The sequence below is a fragment of the Brucella sp. NBRC 14130 genome, from assembly GCF_040371715.1.
Classification (GTDB): Bacteria; Pseudomonadota; Alphaproteobacteria; order Rhizobiales; family Rhizobiaceae; genus Brucella; species Brucella intermedia.
Window position 1 is genome coordinate 71896 of record NZ_BAABTE010000010.1, and the last position, 19713, is coordinate 91608.

Below are 19713 nucleotides of genomic sequence, written 5' to 3' on the forward strand. Positions count from 1 at the left end.
GCCTATTTCTTTGTGGCGGTTGTCAGGGGGACAACGATCTTTTTCCAGAACTTGTCTTCGTCGATGTAGTTCTGAATGGCGGCCTTCTGAGTGCCTACCGGTCCCCGTCTTGCCTCACCATTGCCTCCAATATCGTTGTTGGTGAACGCAAGGCTTCGGCCATAGTCCAGGCCCATCTCCGTGTTCACGTCCACATAAACGCCGGTGGCAGGCGCAGACGTTCCAACCTTGGGACGAGGCGCATTGTTCCATGCGAGCACAATCGAGGGGTCGATGACATAAGCGGCTGCAAACAGGTCCCATACATTGTCGGGTCCGAAAGTGGTTCCGCCTTCCGCCTTGATCCGTTCCTCCCGGGCAAGCCAGAGTTTCTGAATGCCCGGAACGCTGCCGTCGACCATTTTTCGATAGAGGTCTTCCGGCATTCCGCCCGTATGTTCATTGGCTTCCAGACCCGAAATCACCTGATTTCCATACGCCTTGAAAGTTTCGGAATTTGGATCGCCCCATTTTGACCGGACGCTGATCTTGGCGGCTTCAGGGTCGGCCCACCAGTTGAACTCCGCCGATGCTGATGAATTTCCGGGTACATAGAAAGCACCGCCCATATAGACGATTTCGGCGACCTTCGACGGAAAGCTCGGGTCCTTGAGAATGGCGCGTGCGATATTGGTGAGTGGGCCGATGGCTACCAGTTTGACCTGGCCGGGATATTTATTGACTGTATCGACCAGAAAATCGACGGCGTCCCTGTTGCCATCCGGGTCGGGATTATCCAGGCCATAAACCCGCTTGTAGGATGGCGCTTCGCCATATTTGTGTTTGTAAACGTCGGACCATTTTGCCGTGGGGTCGGCATCGATCTCGTTGCCCGCATCCGGTCGCAGATAGCCGCCCCAACCGGTGATGGGGCTGATCTGCAATTCTGCCGCGAGCACTTCCGGCGTGGCTTTGTTCCCTCGCCAGTTGCGAATGCCGTATCGGCTGCCTTCATAGATAGGCACGTCGGAGCCAAGCGCCTCCAACTGTCGGACACCCGCGGCCACGCCGGCCGGCATGGGCGTGTTTCCGGACACGACCGTCACGCCGAGCAGGTCGATGTTGGGAGCCCGCTCAAGCAGAAGCATGGCGGTGCCATCGTCGAAGAGTTCGACCATGTCCGCGTCCAGAATAACTTTTGTGCGGGATTCCTGCGAGAATGCGACGCCGGATACTGCCAGCGAGCAAGTCAAAGTCCAGGCAAAGATAGACGGCCTGATATCCATTCTGTCCTCCCTCTATGGTAAGTCGCGTGGGTAAAACGCTGCATCAGAATAGGATATCATGCAGTTTTTCTTGTCAATGTAAGTATATTTAAAATTATATATCGTAAAGGACTGCAATTAAGTGGTTTGTGAAATAAGGGCCTAATCTTGAGACCCCATTACCGCGAAACAATCCGACGTGGGTCGCCGGTCGGCGTAACAGGCCGACCGACGAAGTTTTTTACCAGCCTTACTTTTGCCAGCTCTTGACCAGTTCATCGTAATTGACGGTGATTGGCTTTTCCTTCTCGTTTTCGATCTTCAGCTGCGGAGCGAGATTGCCCTTGGAAACGGCATCCTTGTTCCAGAACTCGATGTCATGTTCCTCGGCGAGCTTCGGTCCGATGTCACCCTGAACCCCGGCGCGCTCCAGACGAGAGAGGACTTTTTCCTGTTCGGCGCAAAGGGAATCCATCGCTTCCTGTGCCGTCTTTGCGCCGGAAGACGCATCGCCGATCGCCTGCCACCACAGCTGAGCCAGCTTCGGATAGTCGGGTACGTTAGTGCCGGTCGGCGACCATTGCACGCGGGCCGGAGAACGATAGAACTCGACCAGACCACCAAGTTTCGGTCCGCGATCCGTGAAGCTTTGATGATGGATCGTGGAATCGCGGATGAAGGTCAGTCCCACATGGCTCTTCTTCACATCGACCGTCTTCGACGTGACAAACTGCGCATAGAGCCACGCGGCCTTGGCGCGGTCATCTGGCGTGGACTTCATCAGCGTCCAGGAGCCAACGTCCTGATAGCCAAGCTTCATGCCGTCTTTCCAGTAAACACCGTGCGGGGAGGGGGCAACGCGCCACTTCGGCGTTCCGTCCTCATTCACGACGGGGAGACCTGGTTTGGCCATGTCCGCAGTGAATGCCGTGTACCAGAAAATCTGCTGGGCGATGTTGCCCTGCGACGGAACGGGACCGGATTCGGAGAAGGTCATGCCTTGCGCTTCCGCTGGAGCATAGGCCTTGATCCAGTCCAGATATTTCTGGATCGCATAGACGGAAGCGGGCCCGTTGGTGTCGCCGCCGCGTGCGACGCACGAACCGACCGGACGCGACTGGTCATCGACCTTGATGCCCCATTCATCGACCGGCAGGCCGTTCGGCAAGCCCCGGTCACCGTTGCCGGCCATGGAAAGCCACGCATCGGTAAAGCGCCAGCCGAGTGACGGGTCCTTCTTGCCATAGTCCATATGGCCATAGACCTTCTTGCCATCGATTTCGCGACCGGTGAAGAACGCGGCAATATCCTCATATGCCGACCAGTTGACGGGAACGCCGAGGTCATAACCGTACTTGGCCTTGAAGTCGGCCTTGTTATTTTCATCGTTGAACCAGTCGTAACGGAACCAGTAGAGGTTCGCGAATTGCTGGTCGGGAAGCTGATAGAGCTTCTTGTCGGGAGCGGTGGTGAACTTGCTGCCGATGAAATCATCCAGATCAAGGCCCGGATTGGTAACGTCCTTGCCCTCATTGGCCATGAAGTCGGTCAGGTTGCGGACCTGCTGGTACCGCCAGTGCGTGCCGATCAGGTCGGAGTCGTTGACCCAGCCGTCATAGAGATTCTGGCCGGTCTGCATCTGCGTCTGGATTTTCTCGACGACATCCCCTTCCTGGATAATGTCGTGCGTGACCTTGATACCGGTAATGGCGGTAAAAGCGGGGGCCAGCACCTTGGATTCATAGTCGTGGGTGGTCAGGGATTCGGAAACGACCTTGATGTCCATGCCCTGGAAGGGCTTGGCTGCATCGATGAACCATTGCATTTCCTTTTCCTGGTCGGCGCGCGAAAGGGATGAAAGGTCACCGATTTCCTTGTCGAGGAACTGCTTTGCCTCATCCATTCCTGCTGAAGCTGCGCCTGTCATTGCCAGCACGATGAGTGCCGTAGTTGTCATTAGATGCCGTCGCATGTTGATCCTCCCAAAGCTTGCGAGTGCATATCGACTTTCGGGCGCGGTATGTCCCCCGGGCCCACTACTGCATGAAGCGGTATTCCGCTTCGGACACCTTAAACAAAACGAAATACGCCAATGGCGTAGGCCACCGAGAGGGCGACAGCCCACCACAGGTTCGAACCAATCAGTCCAAGCCATGCCAGATTGATGAATGCGCTGCCGAGCAACGAAATGAACAGACGGTCGCCGCGCGTAGTCTCAAACCCCAGGATGCCGTTGCGTGGTGCGCCTCCGGGGGAAGCATATTCCCAGACACCCATTCCAACGAGCAGGGCGGCGATACCGCAGAAAAAAGCGGCGGTCTGCCAGGTCCAGGCCATCCATGAGAAATCGGGCAGATGAAACATGTCAGACCCTCCCCAGGGCGAAGCCCTTGGCGATGTAATTGCGGACAAACCAGATCACCAGTGCGCCGGGTATCAGTGTCAGAACGCCTGCGGCAGCGAGCAATCCCCAGTCCATTCCGGCAGCCGAAACAGTGCGTGTCATTGTGGCCGCGATGGGTTTCGCGTCCGTGGTCGTGAGGGTTCGTGCAATCAGCAGCTCGACCCATGAGAACATGAAACAGAAGAAGGCTGCCACGCCGATGCCTGATGCGATCAGCGGCATAAAGATCTTCACGAAGAACTTTGGAAACGAATAGCCGTCGATATAGGCTGTCTCGTCGATTTCTTTCGGTACACCGGACATGAAGCCCTCGAGAATCCACACGGCCAGCGGCACGTTGAACAGGCAATGCGCCAGTGCGACCGCAATATGCGTATCGATGAGCCCGAATGCCGAATAGAGCTGGAAGAACGGCAGGGCGAACACTGCCGGAGGCGCCATGCGGTTGGTCAGGAGCCAGAAGAAAAGATGTTTGTCTCCCAGGAAATGGTAACGCGAGAAGGCATAGGCCGCCGGTAACGCCACCGAGACTGAAATCACCATGTTCATGACAACATAGATGATCGAGTTGATATAACCCGAGTACCAGGCGGAGTCGGTGAAGATGGCGCGATAGTTTTGCAGCGTCGGCTCATGCGGAAACAGCGTCAGCGACGTCAGGATTTCCTGATTGGTCTTGAAGCTCATATTGATGAGCCAATAGATCGGGATCAGAAGCAATATGATGTAGATTGTCGGTATAAGCCAGCCGAACCGCGACGTCTCGCGTCTGCTCGCGCGTTGTCTGACGGCGCTGGCATCCGGTGCAATCGCATCCACGCGGCCCATAGAGGCTCCATGTAAGGCGTTCATCTCATGCCTCCTGATCGTGGCTGGTCATGACGGTGTAGAACACCCATGACAGCAGCAGGATGATAAGGAAGTAGATCAACGACATGGCCGCTGCCGGTCCAAGATCGAACTGCCCCAGCGCCATCTTGACCAAATCGATCGACAGAAATGTCGTCGAATTGCCCGGTCCGCCGCCTGTCACCACGAAGGGTTCGGTATAGATCATGAAGCTGTCCATGAAACGGAGCAGGACAGCAATCAGGAGAACGCGCTTCATCTTGGGCAGCTGGATGTAACGAAACACCGAGAACCGCGAGGCTCCGTCAATCCTTGCGGCCTGATAGTAGGCATCGGGGATGGATACGAGGCTTGCATAGCACAACAGCACCACAAGGCTGGTCCAGTGCCATACGTCCATGAGGATGATTGTTACCCAGGCATCGAACGGATCGTTGACGTAATTGTAATCCAGCCCCAGCCAGTTGGCGTAATAGCCGAGCAGGCCGATATCACTGCGCCCGAAAACCTGCCAGATCGTGCCGACCACGTTCCATGGTATCAGCAGTGGTAGTGCCATGGTGACGAGGCACACCGGAACCCAGAAGCCTTTTTTGGGCATGTTGAGCGCAATCAGGATGCCGAGAGGTATCTGGATAGCCAGGACGATGAACGAAAAAATGAGATTACGCCCGAGCGCATCCCAGAAGCGGCTGGAGTGAAGAATCTGTTCGAACCAATCTGTTCCGGCCCAGAAGAACTGATTATTGCCAAACGTGTCCTGCACCGAATAGTTCACTACCGTCATCAGCGGAATGACTGCGGAAAAGGCGACCAGCACCAGTACCGGCAGAACCATGAACCAGGCTTTGTTGTTCCAGCTTTTCTCCATGGTCAGCCCTCCATCCCCACACGCCAGGAATCCGCGAATATGCCGATAGCCTTCGGATCGAAGGTCACACGGGGGTCTGCGGGTATATCCTCATCCTCGCCGACCACCACTGCCAGTTTCTGCCCCTCGAAGCCCGCGCGCACGATGCGGTAACGCCCGATATCCTCGATCTTGTCGACACGGATTGGCATGCCTTCACGACCGAGCTTCACAAACTCCGGCCGGATGCCCAGCTCGACTTGTGTCGAATGGCCAATCTGAGGAGTGCCGGGCAGTGAGATGGTTTGCGCGCCGACCCGGGCAGTTTGGCCGTCAATCCGGGCGGCCATGAGGTTCATGCCTGGAGAGCCGATGAAATAGCCGACGAATGTGTGCTTGGGGCGTTCGAACAGTTCAGCGGGCGTGCCGATCTGCACGATTTCTCCATTGTGCATCACCACTACCCTGTCGGCGAATGTCAGCGCCTCGGTCTGGTCATGCGTGACATAAACCATGGTGAAACCCGATTGACGGTGCAGCCGCTTCAGCTGCGAACGCAGCACCCATTTCATGTGTGGATCGATAACCGTCAGCGGTTCATCGAACAGGATCGCGTTGACGTTTGCGCGTACCAGACCTCGACCCAGTGAAATCTTCTGCTTCTGATCCGCAGTCAGTCCACGTGCCCGTCGCCCGGCAATGCCGCCGAGATCGGTCATGTCGAGAATGTCCTTCACGCGGCGCTCCACTTCCGCTTCCGGCATGCGACGGTTACGGAGGGGAAAGGCGAGATTGTCGAAAACAGTCATCGTGTCGTACACGACGGGAAACTGGAACACCTGCGCAATGTTACGGTCCTCGGTCGCCAGGCCGGTCACGTCCTGTCCATCGAAGAGAATGCGCCCCTCGATCGGCTTCAGAAGACCGGAGATGATGTTGAGCAGGGTCGTCTTGCCGCAACCGGACGGGCCGAGCAGCGCATAGGCACTGCCATCCTCCCACTCATGATTGACCATGTTCAGGGCGTATTCGCCTGCGGCCTGCGCCTTGGCATTATAGGCGTGGCGGATATGATCGAGAGTGATACGTGCCATCGCCGTCCTCCTATGCCGCCAAGCCGGACGCGTGGCCGACGGCGCGACCGGTCTCATCGAATGCCATCAGATGCCGCGTGTCGAGATAGACTTCGATTTCGCGGTCCGGCTCAATGATCTGGATACCGTGCGCCAGCATGACCCAGCGATCGCCGTCGTAATCGAGATGGATGAAGCTTTCCGATCCGGCGATTTCGGACACCAGCGTGCGGGCCCGAATGGGAACTGTAGCGTTTTCCGCTGGACGGACGAGCAGATGATGCGGCTGGAACGCGATGGTCAGCGGACCGTCGCTTATATGGGCCAGCTGGCCCGGCACGGCGATGGCGGGGCGGTCCGCCCGCAGGAAACGATCACCGGACTTGACCATGCGAGCCGTGTTCAAAGGCGGATCGGCAAATGTGCGTGCTGTGATGAGGTCGAGCGGGCGGCGATAGACGTCGATTGTTCTGCCAAACTGTGTGATGTGGCCTTCCGACAGCGCAGCCGTATTGCCGCCGAGCAGCAGCGCCTCGGAAGGCTCGGTGGTTGCGTAGACGAAGATAGCGCCGGATTCGGCAAAGATGCGCGGCAGTTCCTCGCGTAATTCCTCCCGCAATTTGTAGTCGAGATTGGCCAGCGGTTCGTCGAGCAGGACGAGATTGGCCTTTTTCACGATGGCACGCGCGATCGCAGTGCGCTGTTGCTGGCCGCCGGAAAGGTTAAGCGGTGTTCGGTCCAGATAGGGCGTCAGCTTCAGAAGCTCTGCGGCCTTGCGAACCTCACTGTCGATTTCCGACTGGGACTTTCCTGCGATACGCATCGGCGAAGCGATGTTTTCATAAACGGTCAAGGCCGGGTAATTGATAAATTGCTGATAGACCATCGCCACATTGCGCTTCTGCACGGGCATGCCGGTAACATCCTGCCCGTCGAACAGAATTGAGCCTTCGCTTGGCTTGTCCAGTCCAGCCATGAGGCGCATGAGGGAGGTCTTGCCGGACAAGGTTGGTCCGAGCAGCACATTCAGGCTCCCGCGCGGCAGGACCAGATTTGTCGGATGGATATGAGTGGCTCCTCCGACCGTCTTCGAGATATTTCGCAGTTCCAGCATTTGTCCCGAGGCCTCCTCCAACCGTCGGAATTATTGCGCTTATTGGCATATCCTCTCAATATGGACTTCAAGGGGCTGTGCCTTACCCCTTATGAGCAACTTGTCTCCTGCAGGCCGTTTTGGTGTTTCTTCGGAAAACATGCATATTCCAGTGCCATTCCGAACGCTGCCGAAGATGTATTTCGCCAGAGGCTCCGCCCACCTTACCACAACCCCGGGCCAGGTGCTCGATGCGCGCCAGTCAGCGGGCGCAACCGTGGGGCCGCGACCTATGCTCGAGCAAACTCGAGGTGGATGACTTGGATAAGCATAAAGCTTGCAGCTTTTGTCTAAGAAGAGGGCATGCGCATTAGCAACTGACATGTTCCTCCACCTGATCACACGTTCAGCCTTTGCGAGTGTGAAAGCCAAACAATGAAAATCGAAAACAAAAGGAAAGTCAAATGAAGATAATTGTTGCGCTTATGAAGAGAGGCGACCACGGCCTCGCTTCGCGACTAATGAGCGACCAAAGCCGGTCGCAGACCCGCTGACGTCAGCCTATCGAGACAAGCTCGCGCGGAAGGGTATTCATCGTTTCCGCTCCGTCTGCGGTGATGAGGAACTGTTCCTCTATCATCAGCGCCCCCACGCCGTTTGCGTAGAACGGAGCTTCCACAGCCAACACCATATTGGGTTCAAAGACCATGGTGTTGGCATGCGAAATAAAGGGCCATTCCTCTATTCCGAGCGCGGAGCCGACGGAATGCCCGAAATGGCCGCGATAATATTCGCTGAAACCATGACGCCGCATGGTGGAGAGCATTGTTTCGTGGACCTGTCCGAATGTATTGCCGGGCTTCAGCAAGGCGATACCGGCATGGAACGTTTCAAAAAGCGCGTCGTAAATCTGCTTGGCGAGCGGCGCAGGCTCACCGTAGACATAGGTGCGCGCGCCATCTGAAGAATAGCCGTTCACCAGTGTGCCGACATCGGCCTTGATGAGGCCGCCCTCCGCCAATTGCGCCGCCGGGTTCTGCAGGTCAGGCCCAGTCGAGATATAAGCCCAGTGGCCAGACAGGCGCTGTTGTTGTGCTTCGGCGGTGCTTGTCGCCCCGGCCAGCCAGGCGTCGGACAGCTCTGCCCCCGTGACGCCGGACCGCGCTGTCGCCGCCATTCTCTGCAAGCCGCCTTCCGCATAACGGGCGGCATTGCGCAGAAACTCGATCTCGCGGGCGCTCTTTATCAGGCGGAGTTGCTTGACGATGCGAGAGGCCTCGCGCCAATTCACCGAGGGCAGGACTGCTTTCAGGCGCTCAAAATCGGCAGCCGGTACGAATTCGAGGTCGATCCCGATGCTCGCCCGCGCGAGGCCCCGTTCTGCAATCACGTCGGCAAGTAGCTGAAAGGCTGCCTTCTGGTCGAAGGTTTCCGGACGCGGGCCGATATTGCCGCTCTCGCGATAGGCTGCGTTAATGTCTTCGATCGTGCGCGCGCCATGAATCGTAACGGCGTCGATCCAGATTCTGTGCGAGCGAAAGTCGATGTCATCAGTCGTAGTACCAACTGCCGCCAGAGCCTGATCGCTGATAATGGCGCTGGAACGTGTCGAGGCATCTGCCGGAACAAGCGCTATGGCCGAGCCGGCGCGCCCCCACATCGTCGCCACGCCCGCCGCAATCCCTGTTGCATAGCGAAAGTTTTCAGGCTGAAAAAGCACCAAAGCCTCCAGGCCTTCCGCAGTAAGCAGTTTCTGTGCGCGGTGCCGGTCCATATAGCTCATGGCTGATCTTTCGAGGTTGGTGCTTTGTCGGTGTGGCTTATATCGGATGGTCCGAGCTGGCGTGCGGATGGTTTATCCAATCGATTGACTCTTTATAGAATAAATTTCTAATAATTCTCACTATCTCATCGTGTCGCCGCTTACCGATGCTCTCTCCGTCGCGGTATAACCGTCGTCAAGGCATGTTTCTCGAAAGCGGTACCGGTTTCGATATAAGACAGGCGTAAAAACAAATAGATAGAGCATTCCCGATAAAACGGGAAATGCTCTGACGGAGAGCCCGGAAGGGCGCTTTCCACGCAGGAGAATAATATGGGCGGCTTCAACATTCGCAATCGCAAATCCGGATTGGCCTATTGGGGGTTGAGTGCGGCATTGGCCGTGGCCCTTGGTGCGGGTTCGTTCAGCCAGGCGCTGGCACAGGAAAGCGACCCCGACGCGGCAATCAATATAGGTTCGCTCTATGAGCCGCAGAACCTCGATAATACGGCAGGCGCAGGGCAGGGCATCAACGAAGCGTTCAACGGCAATGTCTACGAAGCCCTCTTCCGGCTGGCCGATGACGGAAAGGTCGAGCCGGTCCTGTCGAAGGATTACAAGGTCAGCGATGACGGCCTTACCTATACGTTCAAGCTGCAACCGGGCGTGACGTTCCACTCGGGCGCGCCGCTGACTTCCAAGGATGTGAAGTTTTCCATCGAGCGCGTTGCCGCGCCGGAATCAAAAAGCTCGCGCAAAAGCAGCCTGAAATCCATTTCGGCTATCGAGACCCCTGACGATGAGACGGTTGTCGTCAAGCTGTCGTCGCGCTCGATCTCCCTACCATACAATTTGAGCTATGTATGGGTGGTGAACGATGAAGCGAAGGATTTGCAGTCGAAGGAAGATGGGACCGGACCTTACGAGCTGGAAGACTGGCGTCGCGGTTCATCGCTGGCCATGAAGCGCTTCGATAAATATTGGGGAGCCAAGCCGAAAAACGGTGAGGTGGTGTTCCAGTATTTCACCGACGCCAGTGCACTCAACAATGCGTTGCTGACCGGGTCCGTCGATATCATCACGTCGGTCCAAAGCCCGGATTCGCTGGCACAGTTCAAGGACAATCCGGATTTCACCGTCAGTGAAGGACAGTCCACTACCAAGCTGCTTCTAGCCTATAACGACCGCGTTGCGCCATTCGACAATGTGAAAGTACGCAAGGCACTTGCTCGCGCCATCGATGATCAGAAGCTGCTGAAGGCCGTATGGGGCGATTATGGCACGCTGATCGGCTCCTTCGTGCCGCCGACCGATCCGTGGTATGTCGATCTTACAAAAGTCGACGCCTATGATCCCGAAAGCGCCAAGGAGCTTTTGAAGGAGGCCGGTTATCCAGACGGCTTCACCTTCACCATCGACACGCCAAATTACGACCCGCACCCGATTGCCGCGCAGTTCATCCAGAGCGAACTGGCCAAGGTCGGCGTAACGGTCAAGATCAACGTCATCACCGCCAATGAATGGTACACGAAGGTCTACAAGGCCCATGATTTCCAGGCCACCTTGCAGGAGCATGTGAACCACCGCGACATCGTCTTCTACGGCAATCCCGATTTCTACTGGGGTTATAACAATCCGAAGGTTGTCGATCTCATCAAGGAAGCGGAGGCGAGCGCGACCACGGACGAACAGACTGCAAAACTGACTGAGGCCAACAAGATCATTGCCGAGGACGCGGCAAGCAACTGGTTCTACCTTTATCCGCAGATCGTCGTTTCAAAGAAATCGGTCAGCGGTTACCCCCTCAACGGCTTGAATTCGCAGTTCTTCGCCTATGACATCGTGAAGGCGGAATAGTAACCGCCTGTCGATATCGAGAACACGAACTCGACAGACCGCGCCGCCTGAATTATTTTCCGGCGGCGTTGTCGCATTCGCATGAGGGGCTGAGCGCTGCCCCTCACATCGGAGAGGTAATCCCTATTTTCGCCTATGTCATACGCCGCTCGGCCATACTGGTCCTGTCGGTTCTCATCGCATCGATCGTACTGTTTCTGCTGTTGCGCCTGTTGCCGGGTGATCCTGCCAATGCGCTCGTTTCCGTAGGCGCGGATGCAGCGCAGATCGAGGCCGCGCGCAAACAGGTCGGGTCGGACCTGCCTCTCTATGAACAATTCCTGCGCTTCATCGGCAGTCTTTTGCGCTTCGATCTCGGTAATTCCTTCGTGAGTGGAGCACCCGTTCTGAGCGAAATCGGCAAGCGTCTGATCGTGACCGTGCCTTTGACGCTGATGGCCTTTCTCGTTGCCATCATCGTCGCGGTACCGCTCGGTATCCTGTCGGTCGTGCGCCAGAACCGCTGGTATGGATCGCTTATATCTGTCGTTTCCCAGTTGGGTATCGCCGTGCCGGTTTTCTGGATCGGGATTCTGCTCGTCTGGATTTTTGCCGTCAAGCTGTGGTTGTTTCCCTCCGGCGGCTTTCCATCGCGCGGATGGCAGTCGGCGCCTGCTGCTTTTCAGTCGCTTGTATTGCCGGTCGCGACCATTGCCATCGTCATGTCGGCATCGTTGATCCGTTATGTTCGTTCCGCCACGCAGGATGTGCTTGGCAGCGATTATCTTCGCACCGCGCGGGCGCTTGGCGCGACGTTTTCGCAGGCGCTCGTCCGTCACGGTATTCGCAACGGCGCGGTTCCCGTAATCTCCATTCTGGGGATCGAACTTGCATCGACATTGCTGGGTGCGGTTGTGGTCGAGCGTGTATTTTCGCTTCCCGGCCTCGGCTCGATGCTTCTGCTCGGCATAGAGCAGCGCGACTATCCCAACGTTCAGGGTGTGCTGTTCGTCTCTACGCTTCTGGTGCTGCTGGTGGGCTTTGCCGCGGACCTGCTGCAACGGCTGATCGACCCGCGTCTGCGCCAGCGATCAGCGGGAGGCGGAGCATGACGGAACCTGTGCAAATGGAGATTCCCCGTCCCACGCCAGCCTACCGGTTGCCGTGGCCGCTGGTCGCGGGAGGATTGCTGCTCGGAGTGCATCTGGTTGTCGCTCTCCTTACGCTGGTGTGGACCCCATACGGCGTTGGCGAAATGGTGGGCGGACGGCTGGAAGCGCCTTCATGGCTGCATTGGGCCGGTACGGATCGTCTGGGACGCGATCTGATGACCCAAATCATGATCGGTTCGCGCATTGCGCTTGTCGTCGGCTGCGGCGCCATCGCGATCAGCGCGGTAATCGGCGTGACGCTTGGTGTCCTCGCAGCCTTTGCGACACAGACGCTCGATGACGTTCTGGCTGCAACGCTCGATATCCTGATAGCCTTCCCCACGCTGCTGCTGGCCATGCTGATCGTTGCTTCCAGCGATGGCGCCAGCCTCACGACAGCGATAGTGGCCATCGGCATTGCCGGTTCGGCCATCGTGGCGCGTCTGACCCGCATCCTTGCCAAGCGCATTCTGGCGATGGATTACATCACCGCTTCACGTATTTCCGGTACATCCTGGTTCGGATTGGTCCGCATCCATGTGCTGCCGAATATCTGGCCGACATTGATCGTGAATTTCGCGCTCCAGTTCGGGCTGGCGGTCATCGCGGAAGCATCGCTTTCCTATCTCGGTCTAGGCGCTCCGCCGCCCAATTCCTCCTGGGGACGACTGCTTCAGGAAGCGCAGGCGTCGGTTTATACGGCGCCCTTTGGCGCCATAGCGCCGGGTCTGGCGCTCGTGTCGCTGGTGATCGGGCTCAATCTGTTCGCAGACGGGCTGCGCGATGTGGCTGACCCGACGCGGAGGAGGCGACGTTGAGTGCTTTGCTGCAAGTAGAGAACCTGCATATTGAAACCGGCGGCAAGCCGTTGGTCGAGGGCGTTTCGCTGTCTGTCGGCCAGGGAGAACGGGTCGGCCTGATCGGCGAATCCGGTTCAGGCAAGTCGCTGACGGCACTTGCAATCATGGGGCTTTTGCCGGACGGGATGCGTGCAAGCGGATCGGTCATGCTCGATGGCCGTCAGGTCATCGGCGCGCGCGATCGTGATCTGGTTCCGTTACGCGGCCAGAGCGTCGCGACGGTGTTTCAGGAGCCGATGACGGCGCTCGATCCCCTGATGCGGATCGGAAAGCAGGTCGGTCTGGTCGTGCACGGGCGCGCCGCAAGAGATGGCCGCAGGCTGGGAAAGAGTGAATTGAACGCACAGGTCCATGCACTCCTGGAACGCGTATCGCTGCCAGATCCGCAACGTATTGCCCGCTCTTGGCCGCATGAAATATCGGGCGGCCAGCGCCAGCGCGCAGCCATCGCCATGGCACTTGCCTGCCGCCCCAAGCTTCTGATTGCAGACGAGCCGACGACAGCGCTCGATGTGACCACGCAGGCCGAGATTTTGAAACTGCTGGAACAGTTGGTGCGGGACGAGGGGATGGGACTTCTGTTCATCAGCCACGATTTGCCGGTGGTCGCCACCGTTACCGAACGCGCGATGGTTCTGCGGCAGGGACAGCTGATAGAAGAAGGGCCGGTCGCGGAGCTCTTCACCAACCCGCAGCAACCCTATACGCAGGGGCTCGTGTCTGCTGCGCGGGCGTTCGATGCTGCGCTGGAGGTTGCGCGATGACGTTGATGGATCTTTCGCGCGTTTCCTTCGCCTATACAGGCGGCAAGACGGTCCTGCACGATGTCGATCTGAAGCTTGAGACCGGAAGCAATCTCGGCATTGTCGGTGAGTCCGGGTCGGGCAAGACGACCATGTTGAAATTGCTGCTCGGATTGCAGCGCGCTTCTTCGGGGAATGTTTCGTTTCGCGGCAATCCTCTGGATATCCGCAATCGCAGTTTCATGCGCGACTTCCGCCGTTCCGTCCAGGCGGTGTTTCAGGATCCCTATTCATCGCTCGATCCGCGTCAGCGCGTATTCGACATTATCGCGGAACCGTTGCGATCCCTGAAAATTCAGACTGATATTGCGCAGGCAGTTGCGCAGGCGCTTGCTTCCGTCGATCTGCCTGCGGATGCGGCTCGCCGCTATCCGCACGAGTTTTCCGGCGGCCAGCGCCAGCGCATCGCCATTGCCCGGGCGATCGTCTCGCAGCCCGACCTCATCATCGCCGACGAGGTGGTGAGCGCTCTCGACCTCACGACGCGCGCCCGCATCATCGACCTCATGCGCTCACTTTCAGAACGGACCACTTTCGTGGTGGTGTCGCACGATATTGCGCTGGTCGCCCTGCTATGTGAACGGCTGATCGTTCTGGAAAAGGGCCGGATCGTGGAGCAGGGCAATACGCGGGATATTCTTTCCGACCCGCAGCATAGCTACACCAGAAAGCTCCTGACGAGTTTACCGCGGATGCCCGAGCAGGCTTCCTGAGCGCCAAAACTGGAAAGGAGCGGCATGACCGCTCCTTTCCTGATGACGCCCGGGGATCGTAAGGACGTTACTTGCGCAGTTCAGCCTCGATCTGGTCGAGAACCTGATCCTTGCCGATGCCGGTCAGGAAGGGCAGTCCCTTGATGACGGGCTTGTTCACCGAGGCTGAAATAGGCGTGGTGGAAACAATGAAATCCACATTGTCGGCCAGTGAAGCAACTTCGGTCGCCTTTGCCTGCTGGGCATTGAAGGTGAGCCCGCGCTTTTTCATTTCTTCGGTAACGGTCGCGTTCACCGCCGTGGATGTCGCTACACCCGTGCCGCAAGCGAAGAGAATTGTTTTTATTCTGGCCATGGGTTCCTCCAAGTTCATTCATTAAGAGCGGAGACGGACTGATTGAGTGCGACCGCGCTTCCTGTTTGTTTGAGCCACGCATCTTTTCCGAAAACTGTGAAACAGCTCTCGGGAGACGCTTCATTGCAGCGCGGTTTGAACGTCTTCCAGCGTGCGCGCCGCTTTCAGCCGGTCGAGTGCATCAGCATCCTGTATGGTCGCCATGATCTGCTGCAGTGTTTCAATCTGTTTGTCCTTGTCGTTGATGGCAAGCAGAAAGACATATCCCACAGGAACAGCTTCTTCTGGGTCTTCCATATTGGCAAATTCAATCGGCGATTTCAGCGTCGCCAGGGCAATTCCGGCCTTGAGGACATGCTCGGGGTCCGTGTGAGGCACGGCAACATTCTCGTCGCGCTCAAGCGGCAGTCCCGTGGGCATCGACAGTTCACGGCTGACAACGGCATCGGCATAGCTCGGCTTCACATAGCCGAGCCTCTCCAGTTTACCCGCCAGGATGCGGATGATTTCTTCATTGGTTTTCGCTTCGCTCTGAAGCTCAATCGCTTGCGGGTCGAGAAAATCTATCAGGCCAGCTGCCATTGCATTCTCCGTTTTAGACAAGATCGCACGTCGATCTCGACGTGCGACTTTGATTTCTGCGCCGATCACTGCTGCCATCAGGCAGCAATTTCGTCCGCCGGTTCGTCCTCCGCACCTGCGGCGCGTTCCCATGCCAGCGTGTTGCGGCGATAGAGCATGAAAAGTGCTGCAATGACCACGGCGATCACAGCGATACCAATAGCACCGAGCCACTGGATGGCCGAGATGATGACATATGGCACCCACAGGAAACCGTCGACCACAGACGTAATCTGCAGGGCGTTTTCAGGCAGCTTGAAGCCCGACGAAACGGCAGCGCTGGTGAATAACGGTGCGAGAGCGTTGGCGACATAGAAGCCGATGGCCAGCGTAATCGTTCCGACGACGACCATGCGGAACACGTTTCCTTTCAGGAGCGGTGCGGTCATGGCGACGATGAACGGAATGACGGCGAGGTCGGCAAACAGGATCACGCGGTTGCCCGGCAGGATGACCGACAGGATGATCGCAATCGGCACGAGAATGAGCGAGGACGAAATCGCCGCCGGATGCCCGATGAGGATAGCCGAGTCGAGGCCGACGAGAAGTTCGCGGTCGCCGGTGCGCTTGCGCACGAATTCCTGCGCCGCGTCCGATACCGGCAACAGGCCTTCCATCAGGATTTTGACCATGCGCGGCAGAAGCAGCATGACCGCTGCAAGCGTCATGCCGGTGCCGAGTACCTTTGCCAGGATAGTTCCGAAATCGCCCGCATTGTAAAATGCTGTGAGGCCGAGCACCAGACCGATGATGAGGCCGAGCACGACCGGTTCACCGAACACGCCGAAGCGGCGTTCGATGGTTTCGGTGCTGATATTGATTTTGTTGATGCCGGGAATGCGATCCATGATCCAGTTGAGGATGATCGCAATCGGCAGAATCTGCGCGGAAGCCAGATGCGGCACGGAAACGCCCGGCACGCCATAGAATTGCTGCACGGCGCGCGCTGACCAGTCTGCGAACAACAGCGATAAAGCGGCAACGAGCGCTGCAATGATGATGCCATAGGCAAGGTTGTCGGTTGCAGCGACGACCAGTGAGCCGACAAAGGCAAAGTGCCAGAAATTCCACACGTCCACATTCAGCGTGCGCGTCCAGCGTAGCAGCAGGAGCGCGATGTTGACGAGAATGCCGACCGGAATGACCCATAAGCCCACTGACGAGCCGAAGGCGATTGCAGCAGCCGAAGGCCAGCCTACATCCACGATATCGCGCTTGATGCCGGTATTGGTGACGATTGCCTGCGCCACTTCACCGATAGAGGTGAACATGAGGCCCAGAACCAGATTGATACCGATGAAAGCCACGCCGATGGTCACGGCTGCACGGAAGGCCTTGCCCACTTTTGCGCCAAGTACGACGGCAATGATGAAGATGACAATCGGCAGCAGAACCGTTGCCCCCAATGTATCGATTGCCGATTTCAACCCGCTCAGAAATGCGTCCATTTATTTCTCCTCCCCCCGGGGCACTTTCCCAAAGTGCGCCGAGCTACAGAACGCCATTATTAGCTCGCACGTATCGACGTTTCAAAAAGTGAACCGGGCGAAACGGCAGAACATTTGTATTCTATATCAAACCAAAGTTGAATAACAATATGGCATCTGGATGCTTCGGCTTGCGGCCTCCAAATGAACACTGGTATTGACTTAAAAACAAATGTTCATTAATCCATAGGGTATCAGAGGAGACTGCGAGAATTTTTGCAGGGAGGTTCAGGAGGAAGCGATGGCAACCAATGTGGCGTTGACAGGTTTGGCGCGTGACATGCAGGCGCGTGCGGATAGTGGGCGGCCCATTCGCATCGGCCTGATTGGCTCCGGCGAAATGGGCACGGATATCGTCACGCGTGTCGCGCATATGCCCGGCATCGAAATTGGCGCCATCTCCGAACTGCGTATTCCCAACGCCCTGAAGGCGGTCGATATTGCTTTCCAGGAAGAAGGCCATGGCCGCGAGGTTTCGACCGCTTCCGATCTGACTGCCGCCATGGAGGCGCACAAGGTCGCCGTAACCGACAATGCCGATCTGATCCTTGAAAACGACCTTATCGATGTTGTGATCGATGCGACCGGAGTTCCGGCTGTCGGCGCCGAAATCGGCCTGCGCGCCATGGAGCATGGCAAGCATCTCGTCATGATGAATGTCGAAGCGGACGTCACGATCGGCGCTTACCTGAAAGCGGAAGCTGAACGTCTCGGCGTCACCTATTCACTGGGTGCCGGCGATGAGCCGTCGTCATGCATGGAGTTGATCGAGTTCGTGACCGCGATGGGCCATCCGATTGTGGCCGCTGGAAAGGGCAAGAACAACCCGCTCAACATCGATGCTGTTCCCGACCAATATATTGAAGAAGCCACGCGCCGAAACATGAATGTGCGCATGCTGGTGGAATTCGTGGATGGTTCGAAAACCATGGTCGAAATGGCCGCCATTGCCAATGCCACGGGTCTTGTCCCGGATAAGGCTGGCATGCATGGCCCTGCTGCAACGCTCGACCAGCTCAACAAGACACTGATTCCTGAAAAGGACGGCGGCGTGCTGTCGAAGGTCGGCGTGGTCGATTATTCCATCGGCAAGGGCGTAGCGCCGGGCGTGTTTGTCGTGGCCGACATGTCGCATCCGCGTATTTCCGAGCGTATGGAAGATTTGAAGATGGGCAAGGGTCCATATTTCACATTCCATCGTCCATATCACCTGACTTCCCTCGAAGTGCCGCTCACCTGTGCCCGGGTGGTGCTCTACGGCAAGCCGGACATGGTGCCGCTTTCAAAGCCGGTCGCGGAAGTGGCCGCGGTTGCAAAGAAGGACATGCAGCCAGGCGAAAAGCTCGACGCTATTGGCGAATATTGCTACCGCGCGTGGATCATGACCTCAGGCGAAGCGCGTAGCGCGCATGCGATCCCTTGCGGGCTTCTGCAGGGCGGCAGCGTGACCAAGCCGATCAAAAAGGGCGAGCTCATCACCTACGATAACGCGGCTGTTGCTCCCGGTTCCAGGATTGCCGAGCTGCGCGCGCGTCAGGACAAGCTCGTTTACGGAGCGTAAGGACAAACATCATGGTTCAAGCCAAAAAAGTCGAACCGCAGGATACGGGCGACCGTCACAACTTGCCCTATGCTTTCCGCACCTATTCGCCGGATCAACTGAAAGAAGCGCTGCATAAAATGTATCTCATCCGCCGCTTTGAAGAGGGTGCGGAAGAAAGCTACACCCGTGGCCTCATTCACGGGACGATGCATCTCTCCATCGGGCAGGAAGCAAGCGCGATGGGCTCCTGTCTGCCGCTCAACGACGACGACATGATCACATCCACCCATCGCGGGCACGGCCACTGCATTGCCAAAGGCGCGGACGTGAAGCGCATGTTTGCCGAGTTTTTTGGCAAGGAAACCGGCTATTGCAAGGGCCGTGGCGGCTCCATGCACATCGCCGATGTTTCCAAGGGCAATCTTGGCGCAAACGGTATTGTCGGTGGTGGCATTCCGATTGCCGTGGGAGCTGCTCTTTCAGCCAAGAAGCAAAAGAACGGCAAGGTTGTCGTGTCGTTCTTCGGTGATGGCGCCAACAATGAAGGTGCTTTTCATGAAGCGCTCAACATGGCCTCCGTCTGGAAGCTCCCGGTCGTTTTCGTCTGCGAAAACAACGGTTACGGCATGTCCACCTCGACCAAGCGATCGACGGCGGTCGCAAATGTGGCTGACCGTGCCTCGGCCTATAACATGCCGGGCGTGATCGTGGATGGCAATAATCTGTCCGAAGTGGCGGAAGCCGTCAGCGAGGCCACCGAGCGCGCACGGCGCGGGGATGGACCAACGCTGATCGAAAACAAGACTTACCGTATCCGCGGTCATTCCAAGAGCGACCGCAACCGGTATCGTACCAAGGAAGAAATCGAGCATTGGCAGAATGATCGCGATCCAATCGCGCATTTCGAGGCTGATCTGAAAGCCTATGGTTTCATCAACGACGCCGAGATCGAGGCAATCCGCGCGGAGGTCGAGAAGGAAATCGCCGAGGCGATTGAATTCGCCAGGAACAGCCCTGCGCCCGATCTTACCAATCTGACCCGCGACGTTTACACGGACGATATTTGAAC

Annotated in this window: 18 protein-coding genes; 7 read left to right on the top strand and 11 right to left on the bottom strand. The window is 57.3% G+C overall.

All coding sequences use genetic code 11. The annotated features are described in order from the left end of the window. Window positions 1-2: 2 nt before the first annotated feature. The 8 genes from ABWW28_RS19350 to ABWW28_RS19385 form a co-directional block, all read right to left on the bottom strand. Entirely contained in the window at window positions 3-1265 is a 1263-nt protein-coding gene (locus ABWW28_RS19350) for a nucleoside hydrolase (protein ID WP_176588569.1), read from the bottom strand. 229 nt (window positions 1266-1494) lie between these two features. Then, complete coding sequence (locus ABWW28_RS19355) at window positions 1495-3216, bottom strand: ABC transporter substrate-binding protein (RefSeq protein WP_176588570.1); 1722 nt, start codon at window positions 3214-3216, stop codon at window positions 1495-1497. Between the two features lie 98 nt (window positions 3217-3314). Continuing rightward, window positions 3315-3608, bottom strand: coding sequence for a DUF2160 domain-containing protein (locus ABWW28_RS19360; RefSeq protein ID WP_176588571.1), 294 nt, complete (start codon window positions 3606-3608; stop codon window positions 3315-3317). A gap of 1 nt (window position 3609) precedes the next feature. Then, window positions 3610-4476, bottom strand: a complete 867-nt coding sequence (locus tag ABWW28_RS19365) for a carbohydrate ABC transporter permease (protein WP_376780716.1) — start codon at window positions 4474-4476, stop codon at window positions 3610-3612. A 25-nt stretch (window positions 4477-4501) separates the two neighbouring features. Next, on the bottom strand, window positions 4502-5368 hold the full coding sequence (locus tag ABWW28_RS19370) for a carbohydrate ABC transporter permease (RefSeq protein ID WP_006470077.1): 867 nt from the start codon (window positions 5366-5368) through the stop codon (window positions 4502-4504). Between the two features lie 2 nt (window positions 5369-5370). Next, complete coding sequence (locus tag ABWW28_RS19375; RefSeq protein WP_353391795.1) at window positions 5371-6441, bottom strand: ABC transporter ATP-binding protein; 1071 nt, start codon at window positions 6439-6441, stop codon at window positions 5371-5373. 10 nt (window positions 6442-6451) lie between these two features. Continuing rightward, window positions 6452-7534 carry an ABC transporter ATP-binding protein gene (locus tag ABWW28_RS19380; RefSeq protein ID WP_176588573.1) on the bottom strand — a complete coding sequence of 361 codons (1083 nt, stop codon included), beginning with the start codon at window positions 7532-7534 and terminating at the stop codon, window positions 6452-6454. Window positions 7535-8069: 535 nt separating this feature from the next. Next, entirely contained in the window at window positions 8070-9296 is a 1227-nt protein-coding gene (locus tag ABWW28_RS19385; protein WP_176588574.1) for a M24 family metallopeptidase, read from the bottom strand. A gap of 312 nt (window positions 9297-9608) precedes the next feature. Between ABWW28_RS19385 and ABWW28_RS19390 the strand changes: the two genes are divergently transcribed. The 5 genes from ABWW28_RS19390 to ABWW28_RS19410 all read left to right on the top strand — a co-directional run bounded on the left by ABWW28_RS19390 (window position 9609) and on the right by ABWW28_RS19410 (window position 14638). Next, on the top strand, window positions 9609-11132 hold the full coding sequence (locus ABWW28_RS19390) for an ABC transporter substrate-binding protein (RefSeq protein WP_353391798.1): 1524 nt from the start codon (window positions 9609-9611) through the stop codon (window positions 11130-11132). 140 nt (window positions 11133-11272) lie between these two features. Continuing rightward, window positions 11273-12223, top strand: coding sequence for an ABC transporter permease (locus ABWW28_RS19395; protein ID WP_313011419.1), 951 nt, complete (start codon window positions 11273-11275; stop codon window positions 12221-12223). Beyond that, the gene (locus ABWW28_RS19400; RefSeq protein ID WP_151659322.1) at window positions 12220-13080 is read left to right on the top strand and encodes an ABC transporter permease; all 861 of its coding nucleotides are present in this window, start codon (window positions 12220-12222) and stop codon (window positions 13078-13080) included. The genes ABWW28_RS19395 and ABWW28_RS19400 overlap by 4 nt, the downstream gene beginning before the upstream one ends. Beyond that, window positions 13077-13886 (top strand): ATP-binding cassette domain-containing protein, encoded by an 810-nt coding sequence (locus tag ABWW28_RS19405; protein ID WP_151659323.1) that lies wholly within the window; start codon window positions 13077-13079, stop codon window positions 13884-13886. Before ABWW28_RS19400 ends, ABWW28_RS19405 begins: the two co-directional genes overlap by 4 nt. Continuing rightward, complete coding sequence (locus tag ABWW28_RS19410) at window positions 13883-14638, top strand: ABC transporter ATP-binding protein (RefSeq protein ID WP_176588576.1); 756 nt, start codon at window positions 13883-13885, stop codon at window positions 14636-14638. The genes ABWW28_RS19405 and ABWW28_RS19410 overlap by 4 nt, the downstream gene beginning before the upstream one ends. A gap of 67 nt (window positions 14639-14705) precedes the next feature. On the opposite strand, the gene ABWW28_RS19415 is transcribed toward ABWW28_RS19410, so the two are convergent. From ABWW28_RS19415 to ABWW28_RS19425, 3 genes are all read right to left on the bottom strand, one after another. Beyond that, window positions 14706-14993 (bottom strand): PTS sugar transporter subunit IIB, encoded by a 288-nt coding sequence (locus tag ABWW28_RS19415; RefSeq protein WP_006471854.1) that lies wholly within the window; start codon window positions 14991-14993, stop codon window positions 14706-14708. Between the two features lie 120 nt (window positions 14994-15113). Beyond that, the gene (locus ABWW28_RS19420) at window positions 15114-15575 is read right to left on the bottom strand and encodes a PTS sugar transporter subunit IIA (RefSeq protein ID WP_021585703.1); all 462 of its coding nucleotides are present in this window, start codon (window positions 15573-15575) and stop codon (window positions 15114-15116) included. A 77-nt stretch (window positions 15576-15652) separates the two neighbouring features. Further along, window positions 15653-17062: a PTS galactitol transporter subunit IIC gene (locus ABWW28_RS19425; protein WP_176588577.1), complete on the bottom strand. Its 1410-nt coding sequence runs from the start codon at window positions 17060-17062 to the stop codon at window positions 15653-15655. Between the two features lie 280 nt (window positions 17063-17342). Between ABWW28_RS19425 and ABWW28_RS19430 the strand changes: the two genes are divergently transcribed. Then, a complete protein-coding gene (locus tag ABWW28_RS19430; protein ID WP_151659326.1) occupies window positions 17343-18662 on the top strand; it encodes an NAD(P)H-dependent oxidoreductase in 1320 nt (439 codons plus the stop codon). Window positions 18663-18673: 11 nt separating this feature from the next. Then, a complete protein-coding gene (locus ABWW28_RS19435) occupies window positions 18674-19711 on the top strand; it encodes a thiamine pyrophosphate-dependent dehydrogenase E1 component subunit alpha (RefSeq protein ID WP_176588578.1) in 1038 nt (345 codons plus the stop codon). Window positions 19712-19713 lie beyond the last annotated feature (2 nt).